We start from the raw sequence: 23,051 nt of genomic DNA on the forward strand, positions 1-23,051 counted from the left end.
CTATCGACGCAGAGTAGCGTGCCCGCCATTCATCCTTTCCCACTGCCACGACTCCCCATGCGCCTGATTCACACCTCGGACTGGCATCTCGGCCAAACCCTGCACGGGCAGGAGCGCGACTACGAGCATGCCTGCTTTCTCGCCTGGCTCCTCGAACGCCTGGAAGAACAACGCCCCGATGCCTTGCTGATCGCCGGCGATATTTTCGATACGGTCAATCCCCCCCTGAAAGCGCAGGAACGCCTCTACGACTTCATCGTTTCAGCCCATGAGCGCCTGCCCCGGCTGCAGATTCTGATGATTGCCGGTAACCACGATTCCGGTGCCCGTATCGAACTGCCCGCCCCCCTGATGAAGCGCCTGAATACCCATGCTATCGGTCGCATCCACTGGAGCACGGATGGCCATCTGGAGCACTCCCGCCTGCTGTTACCCCTGACCAATACCCAGGGCGAAATCGCCGCCTGGTGCCTGGCCTTGCCTTTTCTGCGCCCGGCCGAAGTCACCAGCCGCGACAATAATGGCGACGATTACCTGACCGGCATCCAGCAGGTCCATGCCGCGCTGGTCGCTGCGGCGCAGACGCAGCGCCAGCCCGGCCAGGCACTGCTCGCCATGAGCCATGCACATATGACCGGAGGCACGGTATCGGCCGACTCCGAGCGCAATATCGTTATCGGCAGCGCTGAAACCCTACCGGCCAGCCTGTTTCCAGCAACCATCGGCTACGTCGCCCTGGGCCATCTGCACAAACCACAGCGGGTGGGTGGCCAGGAGCGCATTCGCTACAGCGGCTCACCACTGCCGTTGTCTTTCGCCGAAGAGCACTATACGCACCAGATCTTGCTGGTAACGCTCGCAGGCGAGCACTTGCACAGTGTCGAAAGCCTACCGGTGCCACGTGCGGTGGACATGCACCGTATCGGTCCCGAACCATTGGCTGACGTGCTCCACCAACTCGAAGCCTTGCCGTCGCTAGACTTGCCGCGCGAACGGCAACCCTGGCTGGAAGTGCGGATCCGGCTCGACGAACCGCTGCCGGATCTGCGCCAGCAGATCGAAAACGCCTTGCAGGGCAAATCCTGCCGCCTGGTACGCATTGCCAGCGAATATGCCGGCCGCAGCCACGACGAGAACGAAACGCCGCTCTGCGGGCTTGAGCAGATCAGCCCGCAAGACTTGTTCAGCCGCGCCTGGGTAGAGCGATTCGGCAACTCACCTGATACCCAGGCCCTGGAAGACTTCGCCAGCCTGCTGCAACAGGTCGAACTGGACCGGGTCACGCCAGACCGGGTCGCGCCAGACCGGGAAAAGGCTCGATGAAAATCCTGGCCATTCGCCTGAAAAATCTCGCCTCGCTGGCCGGCGAACAGCAGATCGACTTCACTGCCGAACCGCTGGCCAGCGCCGGCCTGTTCGCTATAACCGGCCCCACTGGTGCCGGCAAGAGTACGTTGCTGGATGCACTCTGCCTGGCGCTGTTCGGCAGCACGCCGCGCCTGGACAAACCCATCGGCTTGAGCAAGGTCCCCGACGGCAAGGACGAAATCGCCACCAGTGACGAACGCAATCTGCTACGCCGTGGTTGCGGCAGCGCTTATGCCGAGGTGGATTTCATCGGCATCGACGGACACCGCTATCGTGCCCGCTGGGAAGCCAACCGCGCCCGCGAACGTGCTGACGGGCGCTTGCAACAAAGCCGCCAGACGCTCATCGACCTGGACCATAATCAATTGTTGGCCAGCGGCAAGAAACGTGAATTCCAGAGCTTGCTGGAGGAACGGCTCGGGCTGAACCTCGCGCAATTCACCCGCGCCGTACTGCTGGCCCAGAGTGAATTCAGTGCCTTCCTCAAGGCCGACGACAACGAGCGCGGTGCCCTGCTGGAAAAACTCACCGATACTGGTCTCTACAGTCGACTGGGCCAAGCCGCGTTCGCCGCGGCCAAAGTGGCTCGTGAAGACCTTGCCGGGCTGGAGCGGCAGTTCGGCAATACCCAGCCACTGGCAGCCGACGCCCGCCAGGAACTGGAAGCACAGCACCATCAACTGCGCCATGAGCTGGAAAACCGGCAACAAACGTTACAATCACTGGAAAAACGGCAGCACTGGCTGCAAGAGCGGTCTCGCCTGCAAAGGAATGTAGAAACGGCCATGGGCCAGCTCACCCAAGCCGAAGCCGAGCACCAGGCACTGGCCGAAACGCGTCAGACTCTCGCCCTGCTGGAAGAGCTGGCACCGCAGCGGCATCGCTTCGCCCGACTGGCCGAACTGGAGCCGCGATTATCCGAGCAGTCAGCCTTGATGGCTCGCCAACAGCAACAGCAGAGCGACTTGCAGCAGCATCTGCTCGCCCTGGATACCTGCTGCAACCAGGCTAGGACGGCCCTGGCCACTGCCGAGCAGACCCGCCAGCAAGCCACTCCACGGTTGGAGCAGGCGCGCGAAGAAGAGCAACTGCAAACCCACCTGAGTGCAGAGTTCGAACAAATCCGGCAAAACACCGAAACAGCACAAGACGCCACAGCAGCAGGAAAAGCTCGCCTGGATAACGTGCAGGCCCAACAACAGGCAACAACCCGGCAACTCGACCGATTGGCTGCTGAGCTGACACACGACAGCAGGCTGCAAGCGCTTTGCGAGAATTGGACGATCCAGCGCCCGCGCCTGCTGCAACTGGAGCAAATAGCGCTGCGTTTGCGGCAGAACCAGGCCGACCTACCGGCATTGGAGCAGGCAGTGGCACAGGCCGAAGCACGTCAGGTCACCGCACGCCAGGCGCTGAATACCCTGCAGGTCGAACAGGGAGATACCAGCAGGCCAGGCGAACAGCTCGAGACCTTGCAGCGGCAGCTGGACGACTGGCGCTGCCACCAACGGGATGGCGAAACCCTGCAGCGTCTCTGGCAGGATTACCAGGCACAGCGCCAACGTCTGCGACACCAGCAAACCGAGCAGACTGCCAGACAGACAGAGCTGGCAACCCTGAGCGAAACCGGCCGACAGGTACGCACCGAGCACGATACCGCCAGGCAGGCACTGGAAGTCATCCTGCAACTGCTGGAGCGCCAGCGCCTGGCCCGCAGCCAAAGCGTCACGCAATTGCGCGCGGCCCTGCAGCCGGACGAACCCTGCCCGGTTTGCGGCAGCCAGGAACATCCCTGGCATATCCAGGACACTCTGTTGGCCGCCCTGAACAAGCAGGACGAACAGGAAGCCGAACAGGCCAAAAGCCGGCTGACCAAACTCGACCAGCGCCTGCAGGCGCTACGCGAACGCCATGTCGAACTGAACACACACATCAAGCAGTTGCAGCAGCGCTACGAAGAAACCAGCCATGCAGTGCAGCACCTGGAAAAGGCCCTGCTCGCCATGCCTGCCTATGCCGCACTACTCGAATTACCAGACGCTGAACGGAGCGAATCACTGGCCCGCTCCGTCAACGAACTGGCCGAGCGCATCGCGATGGCGGCACAGCGCCAACGGCAACTGATCGATCTGCAACAGCGCCGCGAACAACTGCAGCATGACCTGCAGAACGCCAATGAACTCTGCCTCGAAGCGGTTCACCTGCGGGATCGGCAAAAGCAAGCGGTCATGCACGACAACCGGCAGTTCGAACAGGAATTGGACAGCCTCGCGCCCCTCTTGCCGCCAGACTCGCTGCAAGCCTGGCGCGACCAACCGAACCTGGCATTCGCGCCGCTGGATACAGCTGTTACCGCCCGCCGTCAACAACTGGAGCGTCAAGCCACTCTGCAACAGGCCCGGCTTGAATACGAGAGAGCGCTGGAGCGCGAGCACTACGAACAAACTGCTCGCCTGAACAGACAGCAGGATTGCGAACGCCAGCAGCACGAACAGCAAAGCCGCCTGCTCGATTGTCGCCAGCGCCTGCAAGCATTACTGGGCGAGTTTCCCCACACCGGAGCCTGGCAACAGCAGTTGGAAGCCAACCTGCAAGCCGCTCGCGATACTCTTGCCCAAACAGAACATCAACATCACGAAAACAACCGACAACTCGCCGTCGTTGCCAACGAACTGCAGACTCGGCAAAAACGCCTGGATGAATTGCGCGACGAACAAACCGCGCTAATCACCGAACTCGATCAATGGCGCAGCCGCCATCCGCAACTGGACGATGCCACGCTGAATATGCTGCTCGACCGACCCGAAGAGCAGGTCGTTGCGCTGCGCGAAACCCTCACACGCAACCGCGATGCCCTCACCCAATGCCGCACAACCCTGGAAGAGCGCCGCCAGCGGCTCGCGGCCCACGGTATCGAGCCACAACCGCTTATCGATCCCGCCGGTCTGGAACAGGCCATCGGTGAGAACCGGCTGCGTTGTGAAGAAATCGAGCACCAATGCACTGATCGACGCGCCACCCTGCTGGACGACGATCGCCGTCGTCAGCATAGCCACGATCTTTTGCAACGTATTGACCAGGCTCAGGCCGAATATCGACGCCGGGAACGTATCAACATACTGATCGGTTCGGCCGATGGTGCGGCCTTTCGCAAGATCGCCCAGGCGCATAACCTCGATTTGCTGGTACAGCACGCCAATGTCCAGTTGCGCCACCTGGCGCGCCGCTATCGCCTGATACGTGGCGGCAGTCCGCTGGGGCTGCTGGTCATGGATACGGAAATGGGCGACGAACTACGCTCGGTACATTCACTCTCCGGCGGCGAAACCTTTCTGGTATCCCTGGCACTGGCGCTGGGCCTGGCCTCGATGGCGTCGAGCAAGCTACGCATCGAATCGCTGTTCATCGACGAAGGTTTCGGTAGCCTCGACCCCCAATCCCTACAAATCGCCATGGATGCGCTGGATTCGCTACAGGCCCAAGGTCGCAAGGTAGCAGTCATCTCCCATGTGCAGGAACTGCACGAACGCATACCGGTGCAGATCCAGGTACAACGCTTAGGGAACGGACGCAGCAGCCTCACGATCAAAGGCGGGTGAAGAAAAAGCCGCCCCAGCGTTGTGAGAGCCTGTTCACGATCTCGCGAGCTAGAGCCAGACAAGGCGAAAATGGCTGAGCAAGCGGACCGGGCTCGCGTGCGAGTTTACGCGTTGTAAATGAGCATTCCGACCGGGCTGGCGATCCAGGCCATTTTCAACGCCGTATGGCCGACGCGCAGCAGATCGTGAACAGGCTCTAAAGGCTGAACGGCATATAGTTTTTACTTGGTCTTCATCATTCCTGCCAGCCGCTACCGAGCCGATGCCACCCCACCCGAGGATTTCTCCATGTCTACGCCTCTCGACAGTACCAGTCTCGCCCAACTGTTTACCGAAGCCCGCACATTCAGCGTCTGGCAAGACAAGCCGATCTCTGATGCGCAAATCGAACGGCTCTATTCCCTACTGAAAATGGGTCCGACCTCCGCCAACTGTTGTCCGGCCCGCTTCGTCTTCGTACGTAGCGCCGAAGGTAAGGAAAAACTTAAACCGTGCCTATCCGAAGGCAACGTGCAGAAAACCATGAATGCCCCAGTGACGGCCATCGTCGCCTATGACAACGAATTCTACGAAGCGCTGCCGGAGCTGTTTCCGCATACCGACGCCCGCAGTTGGTTCACCGGCAACCCCCAGTTGATCACCGAGACGGCCCTGCGCAACAGTTCGCTACAGGCCGCCTATCTGATTCTCGCGGCTCGCTCGATGGGGCTGGACACCGGGCCGATGTCCGGCTTCGATGCAACGAAGCTGGACGCAGCCTTTTTCGCCGGCACGACCTGGAAATCCAACCTGCTGGTCAATATCGGCTATGGCGATCCAGGACGGCTGCACGACCGTCTGCCGCGCCTGGATTTCGAGCGGGCGTGCCGCCTGGCCTGAACGCCACGAGCCAGGAAGCTCAAGACCCATGCCTCCTGAACGACCGGTACAATGCCGGAAAACACTGCCCGTACTTTGGAACTACGCATGCCGAATTTACTTAGCACCATGCATTTGCCGGGTGAATTGTTCTAAAGTATGAACTCCTCATCAATCAGAGGGAGCTGATCCCCCATGCAGCCCGATACCCAACACGACAAACCCTTCCAACTCACCATGACGGTCCTCATGACGCCGGACAAGGCCAACTTTTCCGGTAACGTGCATGGCGGCACCATCCTCAAATATCTCGACGAAGTCGCTTACGCATGCGCCAGCCGCTATGCCGGCAGCTACGTGGTCACCCTGTCGGTAGACCAGGTGATTTTTCGCCAGCCGGTCCATGTCGGTGAACTGGTCACCTTCCTTGCCTCGGTCAACTACACCGGCAACACATCGATGGAAATCGGCGTCAAAGTGATGACCGAGAACATCCGGGACAAGACTCGCCGCCACACCAACAGCTCATTCTTCACCATGGTAGCGATCGGCAGCGATGGCAAAGCCCTGACCGTACCACCGCTGGACCCCCAGACTCCCGAAGAGAAGCGTCGCTTCCAGCAGGGTCAGGAACGCCGGCAGATCCGCCGTGAGCTGGAAGCTCGCTACAAGGCACTCAAAAAACAACTCTGAATCAACGCCACTGAAAAATAGCGCATGCCATAAAAAACCAATGCAATACCAGGCTGGCGCTGCCTTGCATCCAGGTATCCGGCGGCATCGAGCAATTCGATGCCGTCAGCCTCTTCCAACCGTCACCATTCCTGCAACACTTTTCTCTGGGTCGCTCAAGGCCAACACTGCATGCCTTTCACACTGATATCCCCCTGCGAACACCAGGACATCATCCAGAAAAGCCGCTTCCTGACCAAGGCCGCCCCGGTATCCACGCCAGCCGAAGCTCAAGCCTTTATCCAGGCCGTCAGCGATCCTGGCGCTACCCATAATTGCTGGGCCTGGAAGATCGCTGGGCAATACCGTTTCAGCGATGACGGCGAACCAGGCGGAACCGCCGGTCGCCCCATGCTGGTTGCCATCGAAGGCCAGGATTGCGACCACGTAGTGGTAGTCGTGACGCGCTTCTTCGGCGGTATCAAGCTCGGCACCGGTGGACTGGCGCGTGCCTATGGCGGTTGCACGGCCAAATGCCTGCAAGCTGGCGAACGGATCGAACTGGTGGCACTGGTACGCTGTCGCTGCCATTGCCGCTTCGCTGAACTGGCCTTGATCAAGGCGCGCCTGGCTGACCATGACGTCCGGCTGGAAGGCGAAAACTTCGATGCCGAGGGCGCTACCCTAGAGCTGGCCACCTCCATGGAAAAACTACCTGCCCTGCAGGAAATGCTCGTCCATATCAGCCGAGGCCGCATCCACCTGCATCTGCTCGACGAATAAAGCCCACCCACAATTGCTGTGTACGCAATTGTGGATAACCCTTGGAAGAATGCTGCGAATGCCGATGGTACGGGCCTTTGGCATAATCGTACATTTTTTAACCAATTTTGATCAAAAAAACATAAACCACGAATAAACCATTGATTACAAGTGTTTTTTAATTCAACCACCGTAATCAAAACGCAAAAAAGATCCTGTTCGTCAATCGTTTATTTATACCCAGCAACCCTGGAAAAAACTGTGGATAACCTTGGGAGTAATTTTGCCAGGCCAGACGGCATCTGCATTTGCGCGATTCGTACAGAGCTTGAACAGCCCCATGGACTTACCGGGCTCGTCATGAGACAAATCGGCACAACGAATCCGCACGAGAATATTTTCATGTACGACTGGCTCATCGATATCCCCAAGGCCGAATTACACCTGCACCTGGAAGGTTCCCTGGAACCGGAAATGCTGTTCAGGCTGGCTGAACGCAACAAAATCGCCCTGCCCTGGCCCGATGTGGACAACCTGCGCCAAGCCTATGCCTTCAATAATCTGCAGGAGTTTCTCGATCTCTATTACCGTGGTGCCGATGTGCTGCGTAACGAACAGGATTTCTACGATCTGACCTGGGCTTACTTGCTCAAGTGCGATGAACAGAATGTCATCCATACCGAGCCGTTCTTCGATCCGCAGACCCATACGATGCGCGGTGTTCCCTTCGAAGCGGTACTGGGCGGTATCAGTGCGGCATTGGAGGATGGCCGAGGGAAACTCGGCATCAGCAGTGGCTTGATCCTCAGCTTCCTGCGGCATTTGTCCGAAGAGGAGGCTTTCAAGGTGCTCGAGCAGGCACTGCCCTATCGGGATACCTTCCTGGCGGTAGGTCTGGACAGTTCTGAACTCGGCCACCCACCCAGCAAGTTCCAGCGCGTATTCGAGCGGGCCCGCGCCGAAGGGCTGAAAGCGGTTGCCCATGCTGGCGAAGAAGGCCCGCCGGAATACATCTGGGAAGCGCTGGACCTACTCAAGGTCTGTCGCATCGACCATGGTGTACGGGCGATTGAAGATCCCCGATTGATCGACAGACTGATCGACGAGCAGATTCCACTGACGGTCTGTCCGCTTTCCAATATCAAGCTCCGTGTTTTCGATGACATCCACCAGCACAACATTCTCGACTTGCTGGAGAAAGGCGTGAAAGTCACCGTCAACTCTGATGATCCCGCTTATTTCGGCGGCTACGTGATGGAAAACTTCCAGGCCCTGCATGACGGCCTGGGAATGACCGACGATCAAGCCAGGCGCCTGGCCCGGAACAGCCTCGAAGCCAGGCTGTCGTTTTGAAGACTCATCGCCTGACAAGTATCAAGCGATGAGCGCTTAAAAAGAAATAGATTGCAGTCCCCTTTCCGTGAGAGGAGTTCAACCGTGGATATTCTCGTTCGCCCGTTGGTTTCATCGTATAAGACGTCCTGGCAGGTTCTGATCGGCCGACATCGAGTCACCTTCCGTAATGAAAAGGAAGCCACTGAATTCGTCGCGGCACTGGAAAAACGTTTGTCGGCAGAGCATGTACTACCGCAGACAGCTCTCAGGAATCTGGCTGCAGGCTAGCCTTGGCAGATGCCGAAGCCAGGATCGCCAGCAGCCCGCACGAGCAGATCACACCAGCCAACGGTATGGCGGAAGCAGAACCGAAAGCCCCGACGGAAGCGGCAGCGATAGCCGCACTGGCGAACTGCAGGCTCCCCATCAATGCTGAAGCGCTACCTGCATTGTCGGCTTGCTTAGCCATCGCACAGGCTGTCGCATTTGGAATGATGCACCCCAGGCTGGCGATACAGCAGAACAGCGGTAGCAGTAGCGGCCAAAGCATGGCCGGCCTGGAAAGCGCTATCGCCAGCAAGGCCAGCCCGCTGACGAAGTAGACACAGATCCAGCGCGGCAGCCAGAAATATGGCCCGCGCAAGCGTAGCAGGCGGGCATTGACCTGCGACATGAAAATGAATCCTGCCGCATTGCTGCCGAACAGCCAGCCATAATGCTGCGCCGGGATTGCGTAAAGCTCGATGAAGACATGCGGCGAACCAGCGATATAGGCGAACATTCCAGACATGGCGAAACCGCCGGTCAGGACATGCCCCATAAACGCTCGATCGGACAGCAAACGCCAGTATTGCCGCAAGGCCCCGGACATCGGCGCAGGCGGCAGTCCGGCAGGATAGGTTTCTGGTAGCCAGAGCAATACCGCCAGTCCACAGAGCCCACCGAAGACCATCAACACGACGAAAATGGATGCCCAGCCAAACCATTGCAGCAGCAATCCTCCTATCAGCGGTGCCAGGATCGGCGCAATCCCCATAACCAGCATCAGTTGCGAAAATACCTTGGCTGTAGTCGGTGGATCGCACAGATCACGCACCACCGTTCGCGAAGCGACCATCCCTACGCAACCACCGAACGCTTGCACGAAGCGCATGGCAATCAGCCAGTCGAGCGAAGGCGAAAACGCACAGGCCAACGAAGCCAGACTGAAAATTACCGTACCGAACAGAAGCGGCAGGCGCCGGCCGTAACGGTCGATCACGGGGCCGTAGATTAACTGGCCCAGAGCCAGACCGATGAAATAGGCTGCCAGGGAAAGTTGCACATGTTCTATATCGGTGGAAAAAACGACAGCCAAGGTAGGAAAACTTGGCAGGTAAAGGTCGATCGCCATGGGCCCGAAGGCAGTCAGCGCCCCCAGGATCAAAAGAATTCGCAGAGTCATCTCGGGCACTCGTAACCGGGCTTGCAATCAGCCAGACTTGTATTGATGTTTACAGGAATACCAGATGCTGTTACATACAGTCTCGATTGTAAATATAATCCGTATTTTTCGTCGCCAGATTGCTGCACGAAAACGGACTGAAGCAGCAACCTACCTATAGATGCACACAGTGGCTGACCGCTGGAAAACTCGAATGCGCCGTACCAAAGAAGAAGCTGAAAAAACCCGTGTAGCCATACTGGCATCCGCCGAGCGCCTGTTTCTTGAAAAGGGCGTGGCCCATACCAGTCTCGATCAGATCGCCCGCGATGCCGGCGTAACGCGGGGCGCTATCTATTGGCATTTTCAGAACAAAGCCCATCTGTTCAATGACATGCTTAATCAGGTACGCCTGCCTCCCGAACAGCTGATCGAACGCCTGTGCATCTGCAATCAGCGCGAACCGCTCCAGGAGCTTTATGATTTGTTCGTCGAGGCACTCGCCTCTCTGGGGCACAATGAACAGCGACTGCGGATCTTCACTATTTTGCTGCATCGCTGCGAATTCACCGATGAACTACGCGAAGCAGAAGAACGGCACAATGCCTTTATCGAGTTGATTATCGAGCTCAGCGAAAAACTGCTGGCCAGCGTATCCGACCGCCTCCAACCTGGAGTAACGCCGCGCCTGGCAGCTCTTGCTCTGCATGGGATGGCCGTGGGTCTCTTCACCGACTGGACCCGCAACCCCTCCCTCTACGATCCAGACAGGGATCCTCCCCTGCTGCTGGATACGCTGTTCAACGGGTTGATCCGGGATTGGCGAAGCTCGCCCTTACCTGATTGCCTTGCCTGACAAAGGGCGCGCCCCTGGCAGCTTATTGCACTTGATAGCCTTCTGCCTGAATCGCTTCACGTATTACCTGGTCGTCCAGGGCAGTATCGACCTGGACGACTCCAGTACCCAGATCGACCTTGACCACCGCACTCGGGTCGCGCGACTGGATGGCCTGAATCACGGCCCGCTCACAATGCCCACAAGTCATACCCTTGACATTGAATGTTTGCATGGCAAAAAGATCTCCTGGCTGTTTAATCAGCTGGATTCTGGATCATCCATTCAGGCAAGTCGACAGCACAGCGGCGAAAACCAGATCGAGATAGCCCTTCTGTCGCGCAAGCAGCGCTCTCGATCAAGACCACTCTCGTGACGACGCTTGACTTGCATCGCCGAATCGAAGGAAACGCACATGGCCAACCCCATTTATACCCTGCCGGTCACCGGCATGACCTGCGCCAGCTGTGCCGGCCGCGTCGAGCGCGCGTTGCTGAACGTACCGGGAGTGACAGCAGCCAGCGTCAATCTGGCCAGCGAGCAGGTACGGGCCGAAGCCGAAAAGAGCAGCCTGTCGGCCATGGTCGAGGCTATCGAAAAAGCCGGCTACCAGGTACCCACGCAAACCCTGGAGCTGTCTATTTCCGGCATGACTTGCGCCAGTTGCTCCGGTCGGGTCGAACGTGCCTTGCTCAAGGTACCCGGGGTACGCAGTGCCACGGTCAACCTGACCAGCGAACGCGCTCACGTAGAACTGCTCGACGGCTTGGAATCCACGACATTGATCCAGGCGATAGAAGCTGCTGGCTACCAGGCTGTAATTGATAGACCAGGCATGACAGCTACCCAGGAGGTGGCTCGGACTCACCTGAGCCATGAACGCTGGATGCTGGGTATCGCCTTGTTGCTGGCAACACCTCTGGTCGTCCCTATGCTCGGGGGACTGTTCGACCGACACTGGATGCTTCCACCCTGGATTCAATTCCTGCTGGCCACGCCAGTCCAATTCATTCTTGGCGCACGCTTCTATGTGGCTGGCTACAAGGCAGTAAGGGCACGTGCGGGCAACATGGATCTACTGGTCGCTCTCGGTACCAGCGCCAGTTACGGGCTCAGCCTGTATCTGTGGGCAACCGTGCCTGCCGGGCAGATACCACATCTGTATTTCGAGGCATCCGCCGTGGTAATCGCCCTGGTACTGCTTGGCAAATACCTGGAAAGCCGTGCCAAACACCAGACCAGCACGGCCATCCGTGCACTGCAAGCCTTGCGACCAGAGCGTACCGTGCGCCTGCTCAATGGTCATGAAGAAGAAATCGCCATCGAAGCACTGCGCCCTGGCGATACCGTGGTAGTACGGCCAGGCGAGCGCTTTCCCGCAGACGGAGAGGTAACCGCTGGCGAAAGCCAGGCTGACGAAGCGTTGCTTACTGGCGAAAGCGTACCGGTGCCCAAGTCTCCTGGCTATCCGGTCACCGGTGGCGCTATCAATGGCGACGGTCGATTACTGGTCCGTACCATAGCGGTAGGTAAGGAAACCGTGCTGGCCCGGATTATCCGTCTGGTGGAAGACGCCCAGGCCGCCAAGGCACCCATCCAGAAACTGGTGGACCGGGTCAGCCAGGTTTTTGTCCCGGCCGTTCTGCTGATCGCCCTGCTGACGCTCACTACCTGGCTCTTGCTGGGGGCTTCGCTGGAAACGGCGCTGATCAATGCGGTCGCCGTACTGGTCATTGCCTGCCCTTGCTCGCTAGGCCTGGCGACACCGGCCGCAATCATGGCCGGTACGGGAGTTGCGGCACGCCATGGCATCCTGATCAAGGATGCGCAAGCCCTCGAAGTCGCTCATGCGGTCGACAGCGTCGTATTTGACAAGACCGGCACCCTCACGTCCGGTTCGCCACGTGTCGTCTACCTGCATGCCTTGGATGGCGACGAAGTCAGCTTGCTGCGCCTGGCTGGAAGCTTGCAACGCAGCAGCGAACACCTCCTGGCCAAGGCTGTGCTGGAACGCTGTGCGGAACAACAAGTGCAACCAGAGCAAATCCAGGACAGCCAGGCGCTGGCCGGGCGCGGTATAACCGGGCGCTTGCAGGATCGTCAGTTGGCTTTGGGTAATCGCCGACTCCTAGAAGAAAACGGCCTGTCGACCGGCAATTCAACCGAGCTGGCAAACGCCTGGGAAGCTGAAGGCAGAACCGTGTCCTGGCTGCTGGAAACAGCTCCCGAATCACGCATCCTCGGTCTGTTCGCCTTTGGCGACAGCCTCAAGGAAGGCGCTGCTGCGGCAGTAGCGGCCCTGCACGCCCGGCATATCCGCACCCATCTGCTCACCGGCGATAACCGCGGTAGTGCCAAGGTGGTAGCCGAGGCACTACGGATCGACGATGTGCACGCCGAGGTGTTGCCAGCAGACAAAGCTGCCACAGTCGCCGAGCTGAAACGCAACGGTGCGACCGTAGCGATGGTCGGGGACGGCATCAATGATGCGCCAGCACTGGCAGTCGCCGACGTTGGTATCGCCATGGGCAGCGGTACCGATGTCGCCATGCACGCTGCCAGCATCACCCTGATGCGCGGTGATCCACGCCTAGTGCCGGCGGCTCTGTCGATCAGTCGCCGAACCTACGCGAAAATCCGCCAGAATCTGTTCTGGGCCTTTGTCTACAACCTTGTTGGCATTCCGCTGGCCGCATGTGGCTTGCTCAGCCCAGTGGTTGCAGGTGCAGCAATGGCCATGTCCAGTGTCAGCGTTGTGAGCAATGCACTGCTGCTGAAAACCTGGAAACCGGAAGCAGATCCAGATCGGCAGGATCGATAATGGAGGAATCGCACCTCACCAGCTTGCACGGTCTCCGTGATAGAAGACCGCAAGGCGAGGCTTTTCTACAGCGGGAAACTTACTGGGCCTGCGACTGCAGATAGTTCTGCAGCCCAACGCGATCAATCAGGCCAAGCTGTTTTTCCAGCCAATAGGCATGGTCTTCCTCGGTATCCTGCAACTGCAGTTCGAGGATTTCGCGGGTCTGGTAATCGCCCAACTGCTCACACAAGGCAATGCCTTTGGCCAGGGCATCACGTACCTTGTACTCGGTCGCCAGGTCGCTTTTCAGCATCTCGGGAACCGTTTTACCAGGATTGATCGGATCCGGCGTCATATCCGGCGTGCCTTCGAGGAAAAGAATCCGCTTGAGCAGCGCATCGGCATGCTGGGTTTCTTCCTGCATTTCGTGATTGAGACGTTCGTAGAGACGGGTGAAGCCCCAATCGTCGTACATGCGAGAATGCAGCATGTACTGATCCCGGGCAGCCAGTTCTCCACGCAACAATCCCTTCAGATAATCGACAACCTGTGCTTGGCCTTGCATTGTTTGTTATTCCTCACCTTTGGACTAATACAAAAGAATGGCCATCGATCAGAATGAAATCAAGCGACAAGATGCCACATTTGAAAAAATTGGCCCGCTTCCTGCATTTGAGAATTGATCCGTTTCATATTTAACCGCCTGAGAGCCCTGAACATGAGCATTCGAGTACCTCAAGAAGTCCTCTATTACACGCTTTCTCCATGCTCGCTGGGCCTACTTTTGCTAGCCGCCAGTGATAAAGGCGTCTGCGCGCTGCTACTTGGCGATCAAGAGAACGAAAGGGAACTGATCACAGAACTGAACAGGCGCTTTCCTCATGCAAAATTGCAACAGGATATGACAAGAAAACTCGACACCTGGCTCCAGCAGATATTGAACTGGCTGAACGATCCCGCGCAGGCCAGCGAACCTCCGCTGGACCCGCACGGTACCGTATTCCAGCAACAGGTATGGCAGGCCTTGCGCCGCATACCATGTGGCCAGACTCGCCAATACGGCGAACTGGCGAAAGAGTTGGGCAGCCATGCCCGCGCCGTGGCCAACGCCTGCGCACGCAACCCCATTGCCCTGCTGGTTCCCTGCCATCGCGTCGTCGGCAGCAAAGGGCTCACCGGCTACCGCTGGGGCCTGCAGCGCAAGGCGGCATTACTCGAACTCGAGCGAGCTCAACACGCAAACCTGACGTCTCCGCCACTGCCTCATGTTCAATAGCCGCGACAGTCGAATGACCAAATCCTGGCAAGACAGCCCATGCGCCTGATCGACACCCATACCCATCTCGATTTCGAGCCATTCGATAGCGACCGCCGGCAAGTGATCGATCACTGTCTGGCTTTAGGCGTCAAACGAATGATTGTGCTTGGTGTGTTCGAAGCGAACTGGCAGCGTGTGTGGCAACTGGCGCAACGGGAACCGAGTGTATTTGCGGCACCCGGCCTGCACCCGGCCTATCTCCATATACACCATGACGATGATCTGCAACGCCTGCGCGAGTGGCTGGAACACCGGCATGGAGAAGAAAAACTCTGCGCTATCGGCGAGATTGGGCTGGATTACTACATCGAAGCTCCCGACCGCGAACGCCAGCAATTTTTTCTGGAAACACAACTACAGTTGGCAAGCGAATTCCAACTGCCGGTACTACTCCATGTACGCCGTGCGCACGCCGCCATGATCGCGACGCTTAAACGCCAGAAACTTCCAAGAAGCGGGATCGTCCATGCCTTCAGCGGCAGCTGGGAAGAAGCGCGTGAATATCTGCGCCTGGGCTATAAACTCGGGCTGGGTGGGGCTGGAACCTGGCCGCAGGCCCAGCGGATGCATCGGGTTCTGCAGCAATTACCCCTGGAAGGCATCGTGCTGGAAACCGACGCACCCGACATGCCTCCAGCCAGCCACCCTGGTGAACGCAACAGCCCGGAATACCTGCCAGACATCTGCCAGGCACTGGCGAAGCTCAAAAGAATCGACCCGCAAGAACTGGCAACCCACAGCTATCGCAATAGCTGCGAGGTATTTGGCTGGAAACAAGATTACCAAGCCTGAAGCCACTATCATCAAAGCACGACAGTCCAGATTGCAAGGGCGACATACCAGAGCATGCCAGCGCGAAACAACAGGGACCATAAGCTGTCGATGCGGGCAACACCCTGCTCGCCGCGCACACTACCAAGCGGCTCGACCGAAAGTATCCCGGTCTGCAGCAGCAAGAAGGGAGCATAAACTCGCCAATGCAGCAGATTAGGCAATACGGCTCGCGCGAATGCAGCGAAATTACCCACCAAGGCAAAGGAAATAGCCAGAACCCGAGCCGGTAGCCAGTCAAGGGCATGCCGTAGCTGCCCAGCCAGCTCGCGCACAACCGAAGTTTCAGCATGACGCTCGACAAGGTCCAGCAGGCGATAGGCCAGTGCGATCAGCGGTCCGAGCAAGGCATACCAGAAGATCACTGCGAAGAATCCCTGATAGCCCTGCCAGAGCAGATGCATCTGCACCTGCTCGAACAGCTCGCCACTGTTGTTGGCCGAAATTCCCAACTCTCGCCTGGCTATATGGCTGGCAGCCTCTTCATCGCCCCGGTACCAGGCTTCACAGAAGGTTCCCAGCTCAGCCCTGGGATCACCCCGGCCAAGACTGTAGAACACAATCAGCAAATCCAGGAAAAAGGTCAGCCCACCGAACAGATAATCGAGCTGACGCAGCAGCAAACCCACGATCAGTAGCGGTACCAGCACCGTCCAGACCAAAGTCGCCCAGGGCGATTGCGGTCGTTCGCAACGCCTGAGTAAATCGAACCACCAGCCATCCTGCTGGATGGTATGGCGGATGGTGGAAAATCTCTCCGCCAGCAGAACCAGCAAGAGCAATAGAAAATTCATGGACTTACCCTCTAGGGTCTGTTGGCGTGTGCGATGGCGACCCGGAAACGCGGCCAGTCGAAAGCCGGGCCAGGATCACTCTTGCGCTGTGGTGCGATATCGCTATGACCACAGATTCTTTCGGAAACAAGCTGCGGATAAGTCTGTTGCAACAGCTCCGTCAGGGTTATCAACGCAGCGTATTGCGCTTCTGCATAGGGCTTATGATCAGTACCTTCCAGCTCGATGCCTACGGAAAAATCATTGCAATTTTGTCGTCCCGAAAAACTGGATACTCCGGCATGCCAGGCACGCTCCCGACAGGAAACGAACTGGGTGACCGTACCATCGCGCTCGATTAGAAAATGTGCTGAAACCCGTAGCCCGGCAATTTCCTGAAAGAATGGATGCTCGTCGGCAGGCAGCCGGTTCTGGAAAAATGCCTGGACCTTGCCCGTACCGAAGCAACCGGGTGGCAGGCTGATGTTGTGAATAACCAGAAGTGATATTTCATCCTCTGGCCGCTCATTGCAATTTGGCGAGGGGCAATGGGTAATGCCATCGACCCAGCCGGTATCGGGATTCAGATGCATGATCCAAAAGAGAGCTGAAAGCTTGGGGCTGGAAGCTTAAAGCGAAAAGGCAGTGCTACGCTGCATTTAACTTCAAGCGTTGGCTACACCAAATCGTATCTATTTTCGTCGTGAGGCCAACTTGTCGGCCAGCCGCGTTGGCTCTGGCAAGCGGTAACGGGTCAGGTATGCCAGTACCAGATCGGGCGCGCTGACCAAGCTGACCCGGTGTCCAGGCGAGACGATCAGCGGCAGACAGCGTTCTTTGCTACGCAGCACAGTGCCGATGATCTCACCCCGGCGATCCAGAAGATCGGCCCGGGAACCACGGCTGAGACCCAGCTCAGCATGCGTACCGGTAAGAATCTTCTTCGCTACACCGATGGTCGGCAAACCACTGACCACACCAAAGTGCGCAGCGACACCCAATCGGCGCGGATGGGCGATACCATGCCCATCGACAAAAACCAGATCGGGCGTTTCCGGCAGCGAAGCAAATGCCTGCAGCAGTGCAGGCAATTCGCGAAAAGAGAGCAGGCCAGGAATGTAGGGCATTGTCGTAGGAATCCGGGCAACACATTCGGCGACCAGCTCCAGTGTCCGGGCGTCCAGCAGGACAGCGGCGGCACGCGTGATGTCGCCACCCTCTTCAAAGCCGACATCCACACCGGCAATCAGGCGCAGCTCGGGAAAATCGTCCTCTAGACGCACCTGGGTAGCCAGTTGCTTCTGTATTTCACGGGCTGTTGCCGGACTACCGTCCCAACCGTCAAAATCGTAGGGCACCAAAGCTCCGGTCATCGGTTCCTGCGGTTGATTTCTTCCATCAGGGCTTGTGCGGCCGCGCCAAGAATTCATGCGATTGCATCTCCAGCAAGCGGCTCAGGGTACGCTGGAACTCGAATTCCAGACGCCCACCCGTGTACAAGTCCTTGAGCTCGACTTCGGCAGAAATGATCAATTTGACGTTACGGTCGTAGAATTCGTCGACCAGATTGATGAAACGGCGTGCCATGTCGTCCTTGGAGACCCCCATCTGCTCGACGTTGGAGAGCAGCACCGCGGCAAAAATCTTGCCCAGCTCGATATAGTCGTTCTGGCTGCGCGGACCGTCGCAAAGCTCGCGAAACTCGAACCAGGCAACATCGTTGCAGACCTTGCGCGCATGAATGGCCCGGTTTTCGATCATCAAGGCTTCATTGAGCTGGTACTTGCTGTTTTCCGGCAAAAGACTGCGAAAACTCTGCTCCAGACTCTCCTCAGCCGCCGCATCCAACGGCCAGTGGAATAGTTCGGCCTGTTCCAGAGCGCGCAGGCGATAGTCGATACCGCTGTCCACGTTGACGACTTCGGTGTGCTGCTTGATCAGCGCGATTGCCGGCAGGAAACGGGCGCGTTGCAGGCCATCCTTGTACAGACCATCCGGCACGATATTGGATGTGGCAACCAGACTGACACCGTTGTCGAACAGCTCTTGCATCAAGGTTGCCAGAATCATGGCGTCGGTAATGTCGGAAACGAAGAATTCATCGAAACAGATCACCCGGGCCTCGTCGGCGAAACGACGAGCAATGATGGTCAGTGGATTCTTTTCACCTTTGAGGGTTTTCATTTCCTCGTGTACGCGCTTCATGAAGCGGTGGAAGTGCGTACGCATCTTCTGTTCGAAAGGCAGCGCATCGTAGAAGGTATCGACCAGATAGGTTTTGCCGCGGCCAACGCCTCCCCAGAAATACAGGCCCCTGATCGGCTCCGGTTTCTTGCGGGCAACGGCTCCACCGAACAGCCTGGCAAGCAGACCACTACCGTTTCTGTCAGCCCCCTCACCTGCACCGGAGCTGGTTGCAACGAGATCGTCATAGAGACGCTGGAGATGCCGCACGGCATTTTCTTGAGCCTGATCGTGAAAGAAATCAGGACGTTTCAAGTCAGCCTGGTAGCGTTCCAGAGGCGTCATGGCTCGGCCAGAACGCTCAGGCGAGTCGGCGATCTTGGCAGTGCCTTGGGCCGTCGACAATTCAGTCAGGTCGTTCATCTCTAAACTCCATAGATGTGCATAGCCAGTCCGGGAGCCATCCGGCAGGCAACTCGGTCATTCAGCCAGGGTCGCCAATGCTTCGCGTAACCGCTGCATGGCAGCATCCAGCGCATGAGCATCGGCGAAACCAGGGCTGTCGGCGATGCATTCGCCATCCAGCCATAGGGTGAATCTACCATCTTCGGCGGGACGCAGCTCAAGGCTTGCCGCTCCGTTATCGACTAAACGACGAGTAACGGTACCTGCCGCTTTCGGATCCTGGAACGAGCGTGACAATAGCAATTCTTCACCCTCGGCCGTGAAAAAACGAAAGCGGAAACTGCCATCCTGCTCGCGGAAGCTGGCAAATCGTGCGGCCTTGCCAGTTTTTTTCCTGGACGAACCGGCTTTGAGCTCGGTCCGAAAGCTGCGTAGTCCTACCGCTTCGCGCAACTCGCCGAGAAACGGCGTAGCCAGACGGCGAGCCTTGGCCGCTCCAGCCTGGAGAATGTCTTCCAGTTCACCCGGCTTGGCCACAAGTGTCTGGTATTGCTCGCGAGCGGGTGCCAATTCGCTATCCAGGATGGCGAACAGACGCTGTTTGGCTTCGCCCCAGGCCAAGCCCTGCAGTAAGTCATCGCGAAACGCGGTGGCTTGTTCGACCGAGGCAAAGGCGCGATACAGGGTAAACAGATGGGAGCTGTCCGGATTTTTCGGCTCGCCGGGCAGCCGTGAGTCAGTCACGATCCGAGCAATGGCATCCTTGAGCTGTTTGGCGCTACCGAACAACGGAATGGTGTTGTCGTAGCTCTTGGACATCTTGCGCCCATCCAGACCAGGCAAGGTCGCCACGTTTTCCTCGACCACCGCTTCGGGCAGGGTGAACAGCTCCTTGCCCTGCCCGAACAGGTAGTTGAAGCGCTGGCCGATATCCCGAGCCATTTCCACATGCTGGATCTGGTCTCGCCCGACCGGCACCTTGTGCGCATTGAACATCAGGATATCCGCAGCCATAAGCACCGGATAACTGTACAAGCCCATGCTGACACCCGCATCCGGGTCTTCGCCGATCTCGATATTCTTGTCCACCGATGCCTTATAGGCATGCGCCCGGTTCAACAATCCCTTGGCAGCGACACAGGTCAGCAGCCAGGTGAGCTCCGGGATTTCCGGGATATCGGATTGGCGGTAAAAGGTGACCCGCTCGGCATCCAGTCCACACGCCAGCCAGGTTGCGGCGATTTCCAGGCGCGAACGCTGAATACGCTGGGCGTCATCGCATTTGATAAGGGCATGGTAATCGGCCAGAAAGTAGAACGAATCGACATCGGGAGCCCGGCTGGCGACGATGGCCGGCCGGATGGCGCCAGCGTAATTGCCCAGATGCGGCGTACCAGTCGTGGTGATACCGGTGAGAATGCGGGTAGTCATGGTGTTTCCAAATTTCTATCGGTCGACACAAGTGGGAGAACAAGAGGGCCACATAACTACAAGCGCTGTGCCACCAGTTCTTTCAGTTCCACCAGTTTGCCATGGAAAAAATGGCTGCATTCTGCCACTTTCAACAGCTCGTGCGGGCGCGATAGCCCAGCGGAAAACGCATACACTTGCTCAGGTTCGATGACCTCATCGTTTTCCGGCTGGATGATGGTCAGCGAGCAGCGCTCGGGCGTTTTCTCGTTACCCAGACGCATCACAGCCGGAGCCACCATGAACAGATGCTCCAACGCCTTGCCTTCGGCTTCCAGGCGGGAGGCAAGGCTTGCAGCCACAAAGCCCCCGAAGGAAAACCCCAGCATGCTGAGCGGTAACTGCGGATGCTGTGCCATCAGCCAGCGTACAGCAGCCTCGGCATCATCCACCTCACCAGTGCGCATATCATGCTCGCCGGCACTCCCCCCCACTCCGCGGTAGTTGAAGCGCAGGGTGGAGTAACCGGCATCGCGAGCAGTACGCTGCAAGGTGGCTGCCACCTTGTTCTGCATGGTGCCGCCCTTTACCGGATTCGGATGACAGATAAGTGCCAATCGAGTCGCGTCCGGATCGTTGTAATACAGCCCTTCGAGGACACCACATGGGCCTTCAAGGGAAACAGGATGTTCTTTCAGCAAGGCAAGGACTCCATGGCCCTGATCCGGGCCGTTCATTAGAGGCTGCGGCCAAACCTTTGGCTGGCAAAAAAGGCTTTGCTACCACCATGGATATCGCAACGACAGCGCCTGCCAACGAGCAAGGAAATTGCCACGGCATGCGAAGCGCAAATGAGACCTTAATGTAACAGAACGCTGGAATACTATCGTCCAGGCTCTTGTCATGCTTCTCGACGATCAGGGCAGCGGTCTTGCCTGGGCAGGTCCAGGTCAACCCGTGTGCTCTAGACGATATGCAGGTACATATGAGGAACAGCACATGGAACAGACATTCACGATCTTGCTGGTCTTGACTGCCGGATTGGCGGCCGGCGCCGTCATCGGTTATCGCCAGGGACGCAGTACAGTCTCCAACCTATGCATTCATGCTGATAATAGCGCCTCGGGTGCAGAGATTCTCGATTCCGATCAAAGCGATTTGATCAACCATTTCAACGCCCCTGCCAGCCTGCCGCAGCAAATGATCCCACGTGAAGAAAAGCAGTCATATCAGCCATATCACACACTTTTGCCGAAACCTGCGGAGAGCTTAGAGCCGCCCAAGGATTACGTACCCAAGCATGCAGATGCTTGCGACCCTTATGAAGAGTTCGGGCTCGACGGCGCCTACTGAAACGAAATCCAGTGGGATGTGACATTCACACCCGCAACGCTTCTACTGCCGCAAGCGCATGGATAGATCCACGGCGCGGACATGCTTGGTCAAGGCACCGATGGAAATGTAGTCGACCCCGGTTTCGGCTATTACCCGCAGCGTCGCTTCGTTCACGCCGCCGGATGCCTCCAGCTTCGCCCGGCCAGCCGTCAGCTCCACGGCCGTACGCATGTCTGGCAAACTCAACTCATCGAGCATGACAATATCCGCTGCCGCATCCAGCGCCTGGCGTAGTTCATCCAGATTCTCGACTTCAACCTCCACCGACTTGCCGGGAGCCGTCCGGCGTGCGGTGGCAATCGCTTCGCCGATCCCGCCGCAGGCAGCGATATGGTTTTCCTTGATCAGAAAAGCGTCATACAGACCGATCCGATGATTATGGCAACCACCACAGGTAACTGCGTACTTCTGTGCCATGCGCAAACCGGGCAAGGTCTTGCGTGTATCGAGCAGCTTCACGCCGGTACCCTCAACCAGATCCGCATAGTGTCGGCAGGTCGTCGCTACGCCCGACAAGGTCTGCAGGAAGTTGAGTGCTGTGCGTTCGCCCGAGAGCAGAGCCCGTGCCGGCCCCTCCAGGACGAACAATGCCTGCTCCGGTTCGACGCGCTGGCCATCGGCGACCTGCCAGTGGACCGCAACACGAGGATCTATCTGGCGAAACACCATATCCACCCAGGCCGTTCCGCAGATCACCGCCGCCTCGCGAGTAATGACCGCAGCATGAGCCAAGCGCTCGGCCGGAATAAGCTGAGCCGTAATATCCCCAGAACCGACATCCTCCGCCAAAGCGCGACGGACACCCGCATCGATATCGGCAACAAGATCGGCAAGGACGAGATTGGGCATGATGGACTCCATTTGAACTTCGTCGAGTATAAAGACTCAGAGGCCTAAGCGCAGGTTTACCCATTGATCGTATACCTGCCGGTGGTGGCAGTTCTTCCATGCTCTGACTGCCCATGACAAAAAGAAGCTCAGCCGGCCAGCATCTAGAATCGCCCGCGCTTCTTGGTAGCGATGCTACCCAGTCAGTGATGGAAAAACCCCGAGTACTTCGCTCAAACGGCACAGAGTAAA

At 57.9% G+C, this 23,051-nt stretch carries 21 protein-coding genes and 1 pseudogene; 12 read left to right on the forward strand and 10 right to left on the reverse strand.

All coding sequences use genetic code 11. From position 1 onward, the window contains the following. The first annotated feature begins 57 nt into the window (after nt 1-57). The 7 genes from FHR87_RS03725 (at nt 58) to FHR87_RS03755 (ending at nt 8,882) form a co-directional block, all read left to right on the forward strand. On the forward strand, nt 58-1,323 hold the full coding sequence (locus FHR87_RS03725) for an exonuclease SbcCD subunit D C-terminal domain-containing protein (RefSeq protein ID WP_183165373.1): 1,266 nt from the start codon (nt 58-60) through the stop codon (nt 1,321-1,323). Further along, nucleotides 1,320-4,967, forward strand: a complete 3,648-nt coding sequence (locus FHR87_RS03730; protein WP_183165374.1) for an AAA family ATPase — start codon at nt 1,320-1,322, stop codon at nt 4,965-4,967. Before FHR87_RS03725 ends, FHR87_RS03730 begins: the two co-directional genes overlap by 4 nt. Before the next feature lie 288 nt (nt 4,968-5,255). Further along, nucleotides 5,256-5,846 carry a malonic semialdehyde reductase gene (locus tag FHR87_RS03735; protein ID WP_183165375.1) on the forward strand — a complete coding sequence of 197 codons (591 nt, stop codon included), beginning with the start codon at nt 5,256-5,258 and terminating at the stop codon, nt 5,844-5,846. A 174-nt stretch (nt 5,847-6,020) separates the two neighbouring features. Further along, nucleotides 6,021-6,518 carry an acyl-CoA thioesterase gene (locus FHR87_RS03740; RefSeq protein WP_246335769.1) on the forward strand — a complete coding sequence of 166 codons (498 nt, stop codon included), beginning with the start codon at nt 6,021-6,023 and terminating at the stop codon, nt 6,516-6,518. 171 nt (nt 6,519-6,689) lie between these two features. After that, the gene (locus FHR87_RS03745) at nt 6,690-7,280 is read left to right on the forward strand and encodes an IMPACT family protein (protein ID WP_183165436.1); all 591 of its coding nucleotides are present in this window, start codon (nt 6,690-6,692) and stop codon (nt 7,278-7,280) included. A gap of 381 nt (nt 7,281-7,661) precedes the next feature. Further along, on the forward strand, nt 7,662-8,612 hold the full coding sequence (locus tag FHR87_RS03750) for an adenosine deaminase (protein ID WP_183165376.1): 951 nt from the start codon (nt 7,662-7,664) through the stop codon (nt 8,610-8,612). An 84-nt stretch (nt 8,613-8,696) separates the two neighbouring features. Then, a complete protein-coding gene (locus FHR87_RS03755) occupies nt 8,697-8,882 on the forward strand; it encodes a hypothetical protein (RefSeq protein ID WP_183165377.1) in 186 nt (61 codons plus the stop codon). Here FHR87_RS03755 and FHR87_RS03760 read toward each other — a convergent pair. After that, nucleotides 8,860-10,038, reverse strand: coding sequence for a multidrug effflux MFS transporter (locus tag FHR87_RS03760; RefSeq protein ID WP_183165378.1), 1,179 nt, complete (start codon nt 10,036-10,038; stop codon nt 8,860-8,862). The genes FHR87_RS03755 and FHR87_RS03760 overlap by 23 nt on opposite strands. A 193-nt stretch (nt 10,039-10,231) precedes the next feature. Between FHR87_RS03760 and FHR87_RS03765 the strand changes: the two genes are divergently transcribed. Next, nucleotides 10,232-10,873, forward strand: a complete 642-nt coding sequence (locus FHR87_RS03765; RefSeq protein WP_183165379.1) for a TetR family transcriptional regulator — start codon at nt 10,232-10,234, stop codon at nt 10,871-10,873. Between the two features lie 22 nt (nt 10,874-10,895). Here the strand turns inward: FHR87_RS03765 and FHR87_RS03770 are convergent, their stop codons facing one another. Next, nucleotides 10,896-11,087 carry a heavy-metal-associated domain-containing protein gene (locus FHR87_RS03770; RefSeq protein WP_183165380.1) on the reverse strand — a complete coding sequence of 64 codons (192 nt, stop codon included), beginning with the start codon at nt 11,085-11,087 and terminating at the stop codon, nt 10,896-10,898. 180 nt (nt 11,088-11,267) lie between these two features. On the opposite strand from FHR87_RS03770, the gene FHR87_RS03775 reads away from it, so the two are divergent. Next, entirely contained in the window at nt 11,268-13,673 is a 2,406-nt protein-coding gene (locus FHR87_RS03775) for a heavy metal translocating P-type ATPase (protein ID WP_183165381.1), read from the forward strand. Between the two features lie 79 nt (nt 13,674-13,752). Here the strand turns inward: FHR87_RS03775 and bfr are convergent, their stop codons facing one another. Next, a complete protein-coding gene (bfr, locus tag FHR87_RS03780; protein ID WP_183165382.1) occupies nt 13,753-14,220 on the reverse strand; it encodes a bacterioferritin in 468 nt (155 codons plus the stop codon). 174 nt (nt 14,221-14,394) lie between these two features. Here bfr and FHR87_RS03785 point away from each other — a divergent pair. Further along, nucleotides 14,395-14,931, forward strand: a pseudogene (locus tag FHR87_RS03785) (methylated-DNA--[protein]-cysteine S-methyltransferase); the annotation flags it as partial. A 39-nt stretch (nt 14,932-14,970) separates the two neighbouring features. Next, nucleotides 14,971-15,765 (forward strand): TatD family hydrolase, encoded by a 795-nt coding sequence (locus FHR87_RS03790; protein WP_183165384.1) that lies wholly within the window; start codon nt 14,971-14,973, stop codon nt 15,763-15,765. A gap of 11 nt (nt 15,766-15,776) precedes the next feature. Here the strand turns inward: FHR87_RS03790 and ampE are convergent, their stop codons facing one another. The 6 genes from ampE to FHR87_RS03820 form a co-directional block, all read right to left on the reverse strand. Beyond that, entirely contained in the window at nt 15,777-16,598 is an 822-nt protein-coding gene (ampE, locus tag FHR87_RS03795) for a regulatory signaling modulator protein AmpE (protein WP_183165385.1), read from the reverse strand. Nucleotides 16,599-16,609: 11 nt separating this feature from the next. After that, the gene (ampD, locus tag FHR87_RS03800) at nt 16,610-17,170 is read right to left on the reverse strand and encodes a 1,6-anhydro-N-acetylmuramyl-L-alanine amidase AmpD (protein ID WP_183165386.1); all 561 of its coding nucleotides are present in this window, start codon (nt 17,168-17,170) and stop codon (nt 16,610-16,612) included. A 99-nt stretch (nt 17,171-17,269) separates the two neighbouring features. Further along, nucleotides 17,270-17,935: a deoxyribonuclease V gene (gene nfi / locus FHR87_RS03805; protein ID WP_338021218.1), complete on the reverse strand. Its 666-nt coding sequence runs from the start codon at nt 17,933-17,935 to the stop codon at nt 17,270-17,272. 40 nt (nt 17,936-17,975) lie between these two features. After that, nucleotides 17,976-19,106 (reverse strand): cell division protein ZapE, encoded by a 1,131-nt coding sequence (zapE, locus tag FHR87_RS03810; protein WP_183165437.1) that lies wholly within the window; start codon nt 19,104-19,106, stop codon nt 17,976-17,978. Between the two features lie 135 nt (nt 19,107-19,241). Continuing rightward, on the reverse strand, nt 19,242-20,597 hold the full coding sequence (locus FHR87_RS03815) for a tryptophan--tRNA ligase (RefSeq protein WP_183165388.1): 1,356 nt from the start codon (nt 20,595-20,597) through the stop codon (nt 19,242-19,244). A 56-nt stretch (nt 20,598-20,653) separates the two neighbouring features. Beyond that, the gene (locus FHR87_RS03820; RefSeq protein WP_183165389.1) at nt 20,654-21,313 is read right to left on the reverse strand and encodes an alpha/beta hydrolase; all 660 of its coding nucleotides are present in this window, start codon (nt 21,311-21,313) and stop codon (nt 20,654-20,656) included. A gap of 262 nt (nt 21,314-21,575) precedes the next feature. Here FHR87_RS03820 and FHR87_RS03825 point away from each other — a divergent pair, with 262 nt between their 5' ends. Continuing rightward, nucleotides 21,576-21,929, forward strand: a complete 354-nt coding sequence (locus tag FHR87_RS03825) for a hypothetical protein (RefSeq protein WP_183165390.1) — start codon at nt 21,576-21,578, stop codon at nt 21,927-21,929. 42 nt (nt 21,930-21,971) lie between these two features. Here the strand turns inward: FHR87_RS03825 and nadC are convergent, their stop codons facing one another. After that, nucleotides 21,972-22,820: a carboxylating nicotinate-nucleotide diphosphorylase gene (nadC, locus tag FHR87_RS03830; protein WP_183165391.1), complete on the reverse strand. Its 849-nt coding sequence runs from the start codon at nt 22,818-22,820 to the stop codon at nt 21,972-21,974. Nucleotides 22,821-23,051: the final 231 nt, after the last annotated feature.

The sequence above is a fragment of the Azomonas macrocytogenes genome (assembly GCF_014191985.1).
GTDB classification, from domain to species: domain Bacteria; phylum Pseudomonadota; class Gammaproteobacteria; order Pseudomonadales; family Pseudomonadaceae; genus Azomonas; species Azomonas macrocytogenes.

Coding starts and splice junctions, on each gene's coding strand:
- FHR87_RS03725 (WP_183165373.1), top strand. CDS start 58: ATGCGCCTGATTCACACCTCGGACTGGCATCTCGGCCAAACCCTGCAC.
- FHR87_RS03730 (WP_183165374.1), top strand. CDS start 1,320: ATGAAAATCCTGGCCATTCGCCTGAAAAATCTCGCCTCGCTGGCCGGC.
- FHR87_RS03735 (WP_183165375.1), top strand. CDS start 5,256: ATGTCTACGCCTCTCGACAGTACCAGTCTCGCCCAACTGTTTACCGAA.
- FHR87_RS03740 (WP_246335769.1), top strand. CDS start 6,021: ATGCAGCCCGATACCCAACACGACAAACCCTTCCAACTCACCATGACG.
- FHR87_RS03745 (WP_183165436.1), top strand. CDS start 6,690: ATGCCTTTCACACTGATATCCCCCTGCGAACACCAGGACATCATCCAG.
- FHR87_RS03750 (WP_183165376.1), top strand. CDS start 7,662: ATGTACGACTGGCTCATCGATATCCCCAAGGCCGAATTACACCTGCAC.
- FHR87_RS03760 (WP_183165378.1), bottom strand. CDS start 10,038: ATGACTCTGCGAATTCTTTTGATCCTGGGGGCGCTGACTGCCTTCGGG.
- FHR87_RS03765 (WP_183165379.1), top strand. CDS start 10,232: ATGCGCCGTACCAAAGAAGAAGCTGAAAAAACCCGTGTAGCCATACTG.
- FHR87_RS03770 (WP_183165380.1), bottom strand. CDS start 11,087: ATGCAAACATTCAATGTCAAGGGTATGACTTGTGGGCATTGTGAGCGG.
- FHR87_RS03775 (WP_183165381.1), top strand. CDS start 11,268: ATGGCCAACCCCATTTATACCCTGCCGGTCACCGGCATGACCTGCGCC.
- bfr (WP_183165382.1), bottom strand. CDS start 14,220: ATGCAAGGCCAAGCACAGGTTGTCGATTATCTGAAGGGATTGTTGCGT.
- FHR87_RS03790 (WP_183165384.1), top strand. CDS start 14,971: ATGCGCCTGATCGACACCCATACCCATCTCGATTTCGAGCCATTCGAT.
- ampE (WP_183165385.1), bottom strand. CDS start 16,598: ATGAATTTTCTATTGCTCTTGCTGGTTCTGCTGGCGGAGAGATTTTCC.
- ampD (WP_183165386.1), bottom strand. CDS start 17,170: ATGCATCTGAATCCCGATACCGGCTGGGTCGATGGCATTACCCATTGC.
- zapE (WP_183165437.1), bottom strand. CDS start 19,106: ATGACGCCTCTGGAACGCTACCAGGCTGACTTGAAACGTCCTGATTTC.
- FHR87_RS03815 (WP_183165388.1), bottom strand. CDS start 20,597: ATGACTACCCGCATTCTCACCGGTATCACCACGACTGGTACGCCGCAT.
- FHR87_RS03820 (WP_183165389.1), bottom strand. CDS start 21,313: ATGAACGGCCCGGATCAGGGCCATGGAGTCCTTGCCTTGCTGAAAGAA.
- FHR87_RS03825 (WP_183165390.1), top strand. CDS start 21,576: ATGGAACAGACATTCACGATCTTGCTGGTCTTGACTGCCGGATTGGCG.
- nadC (WP_183165391.1), bottom strand. CDS start 22,820: ATGCCCAATCTCGTCCTTGCCGATCTTGTTGCCGATATCGATGCGGGT.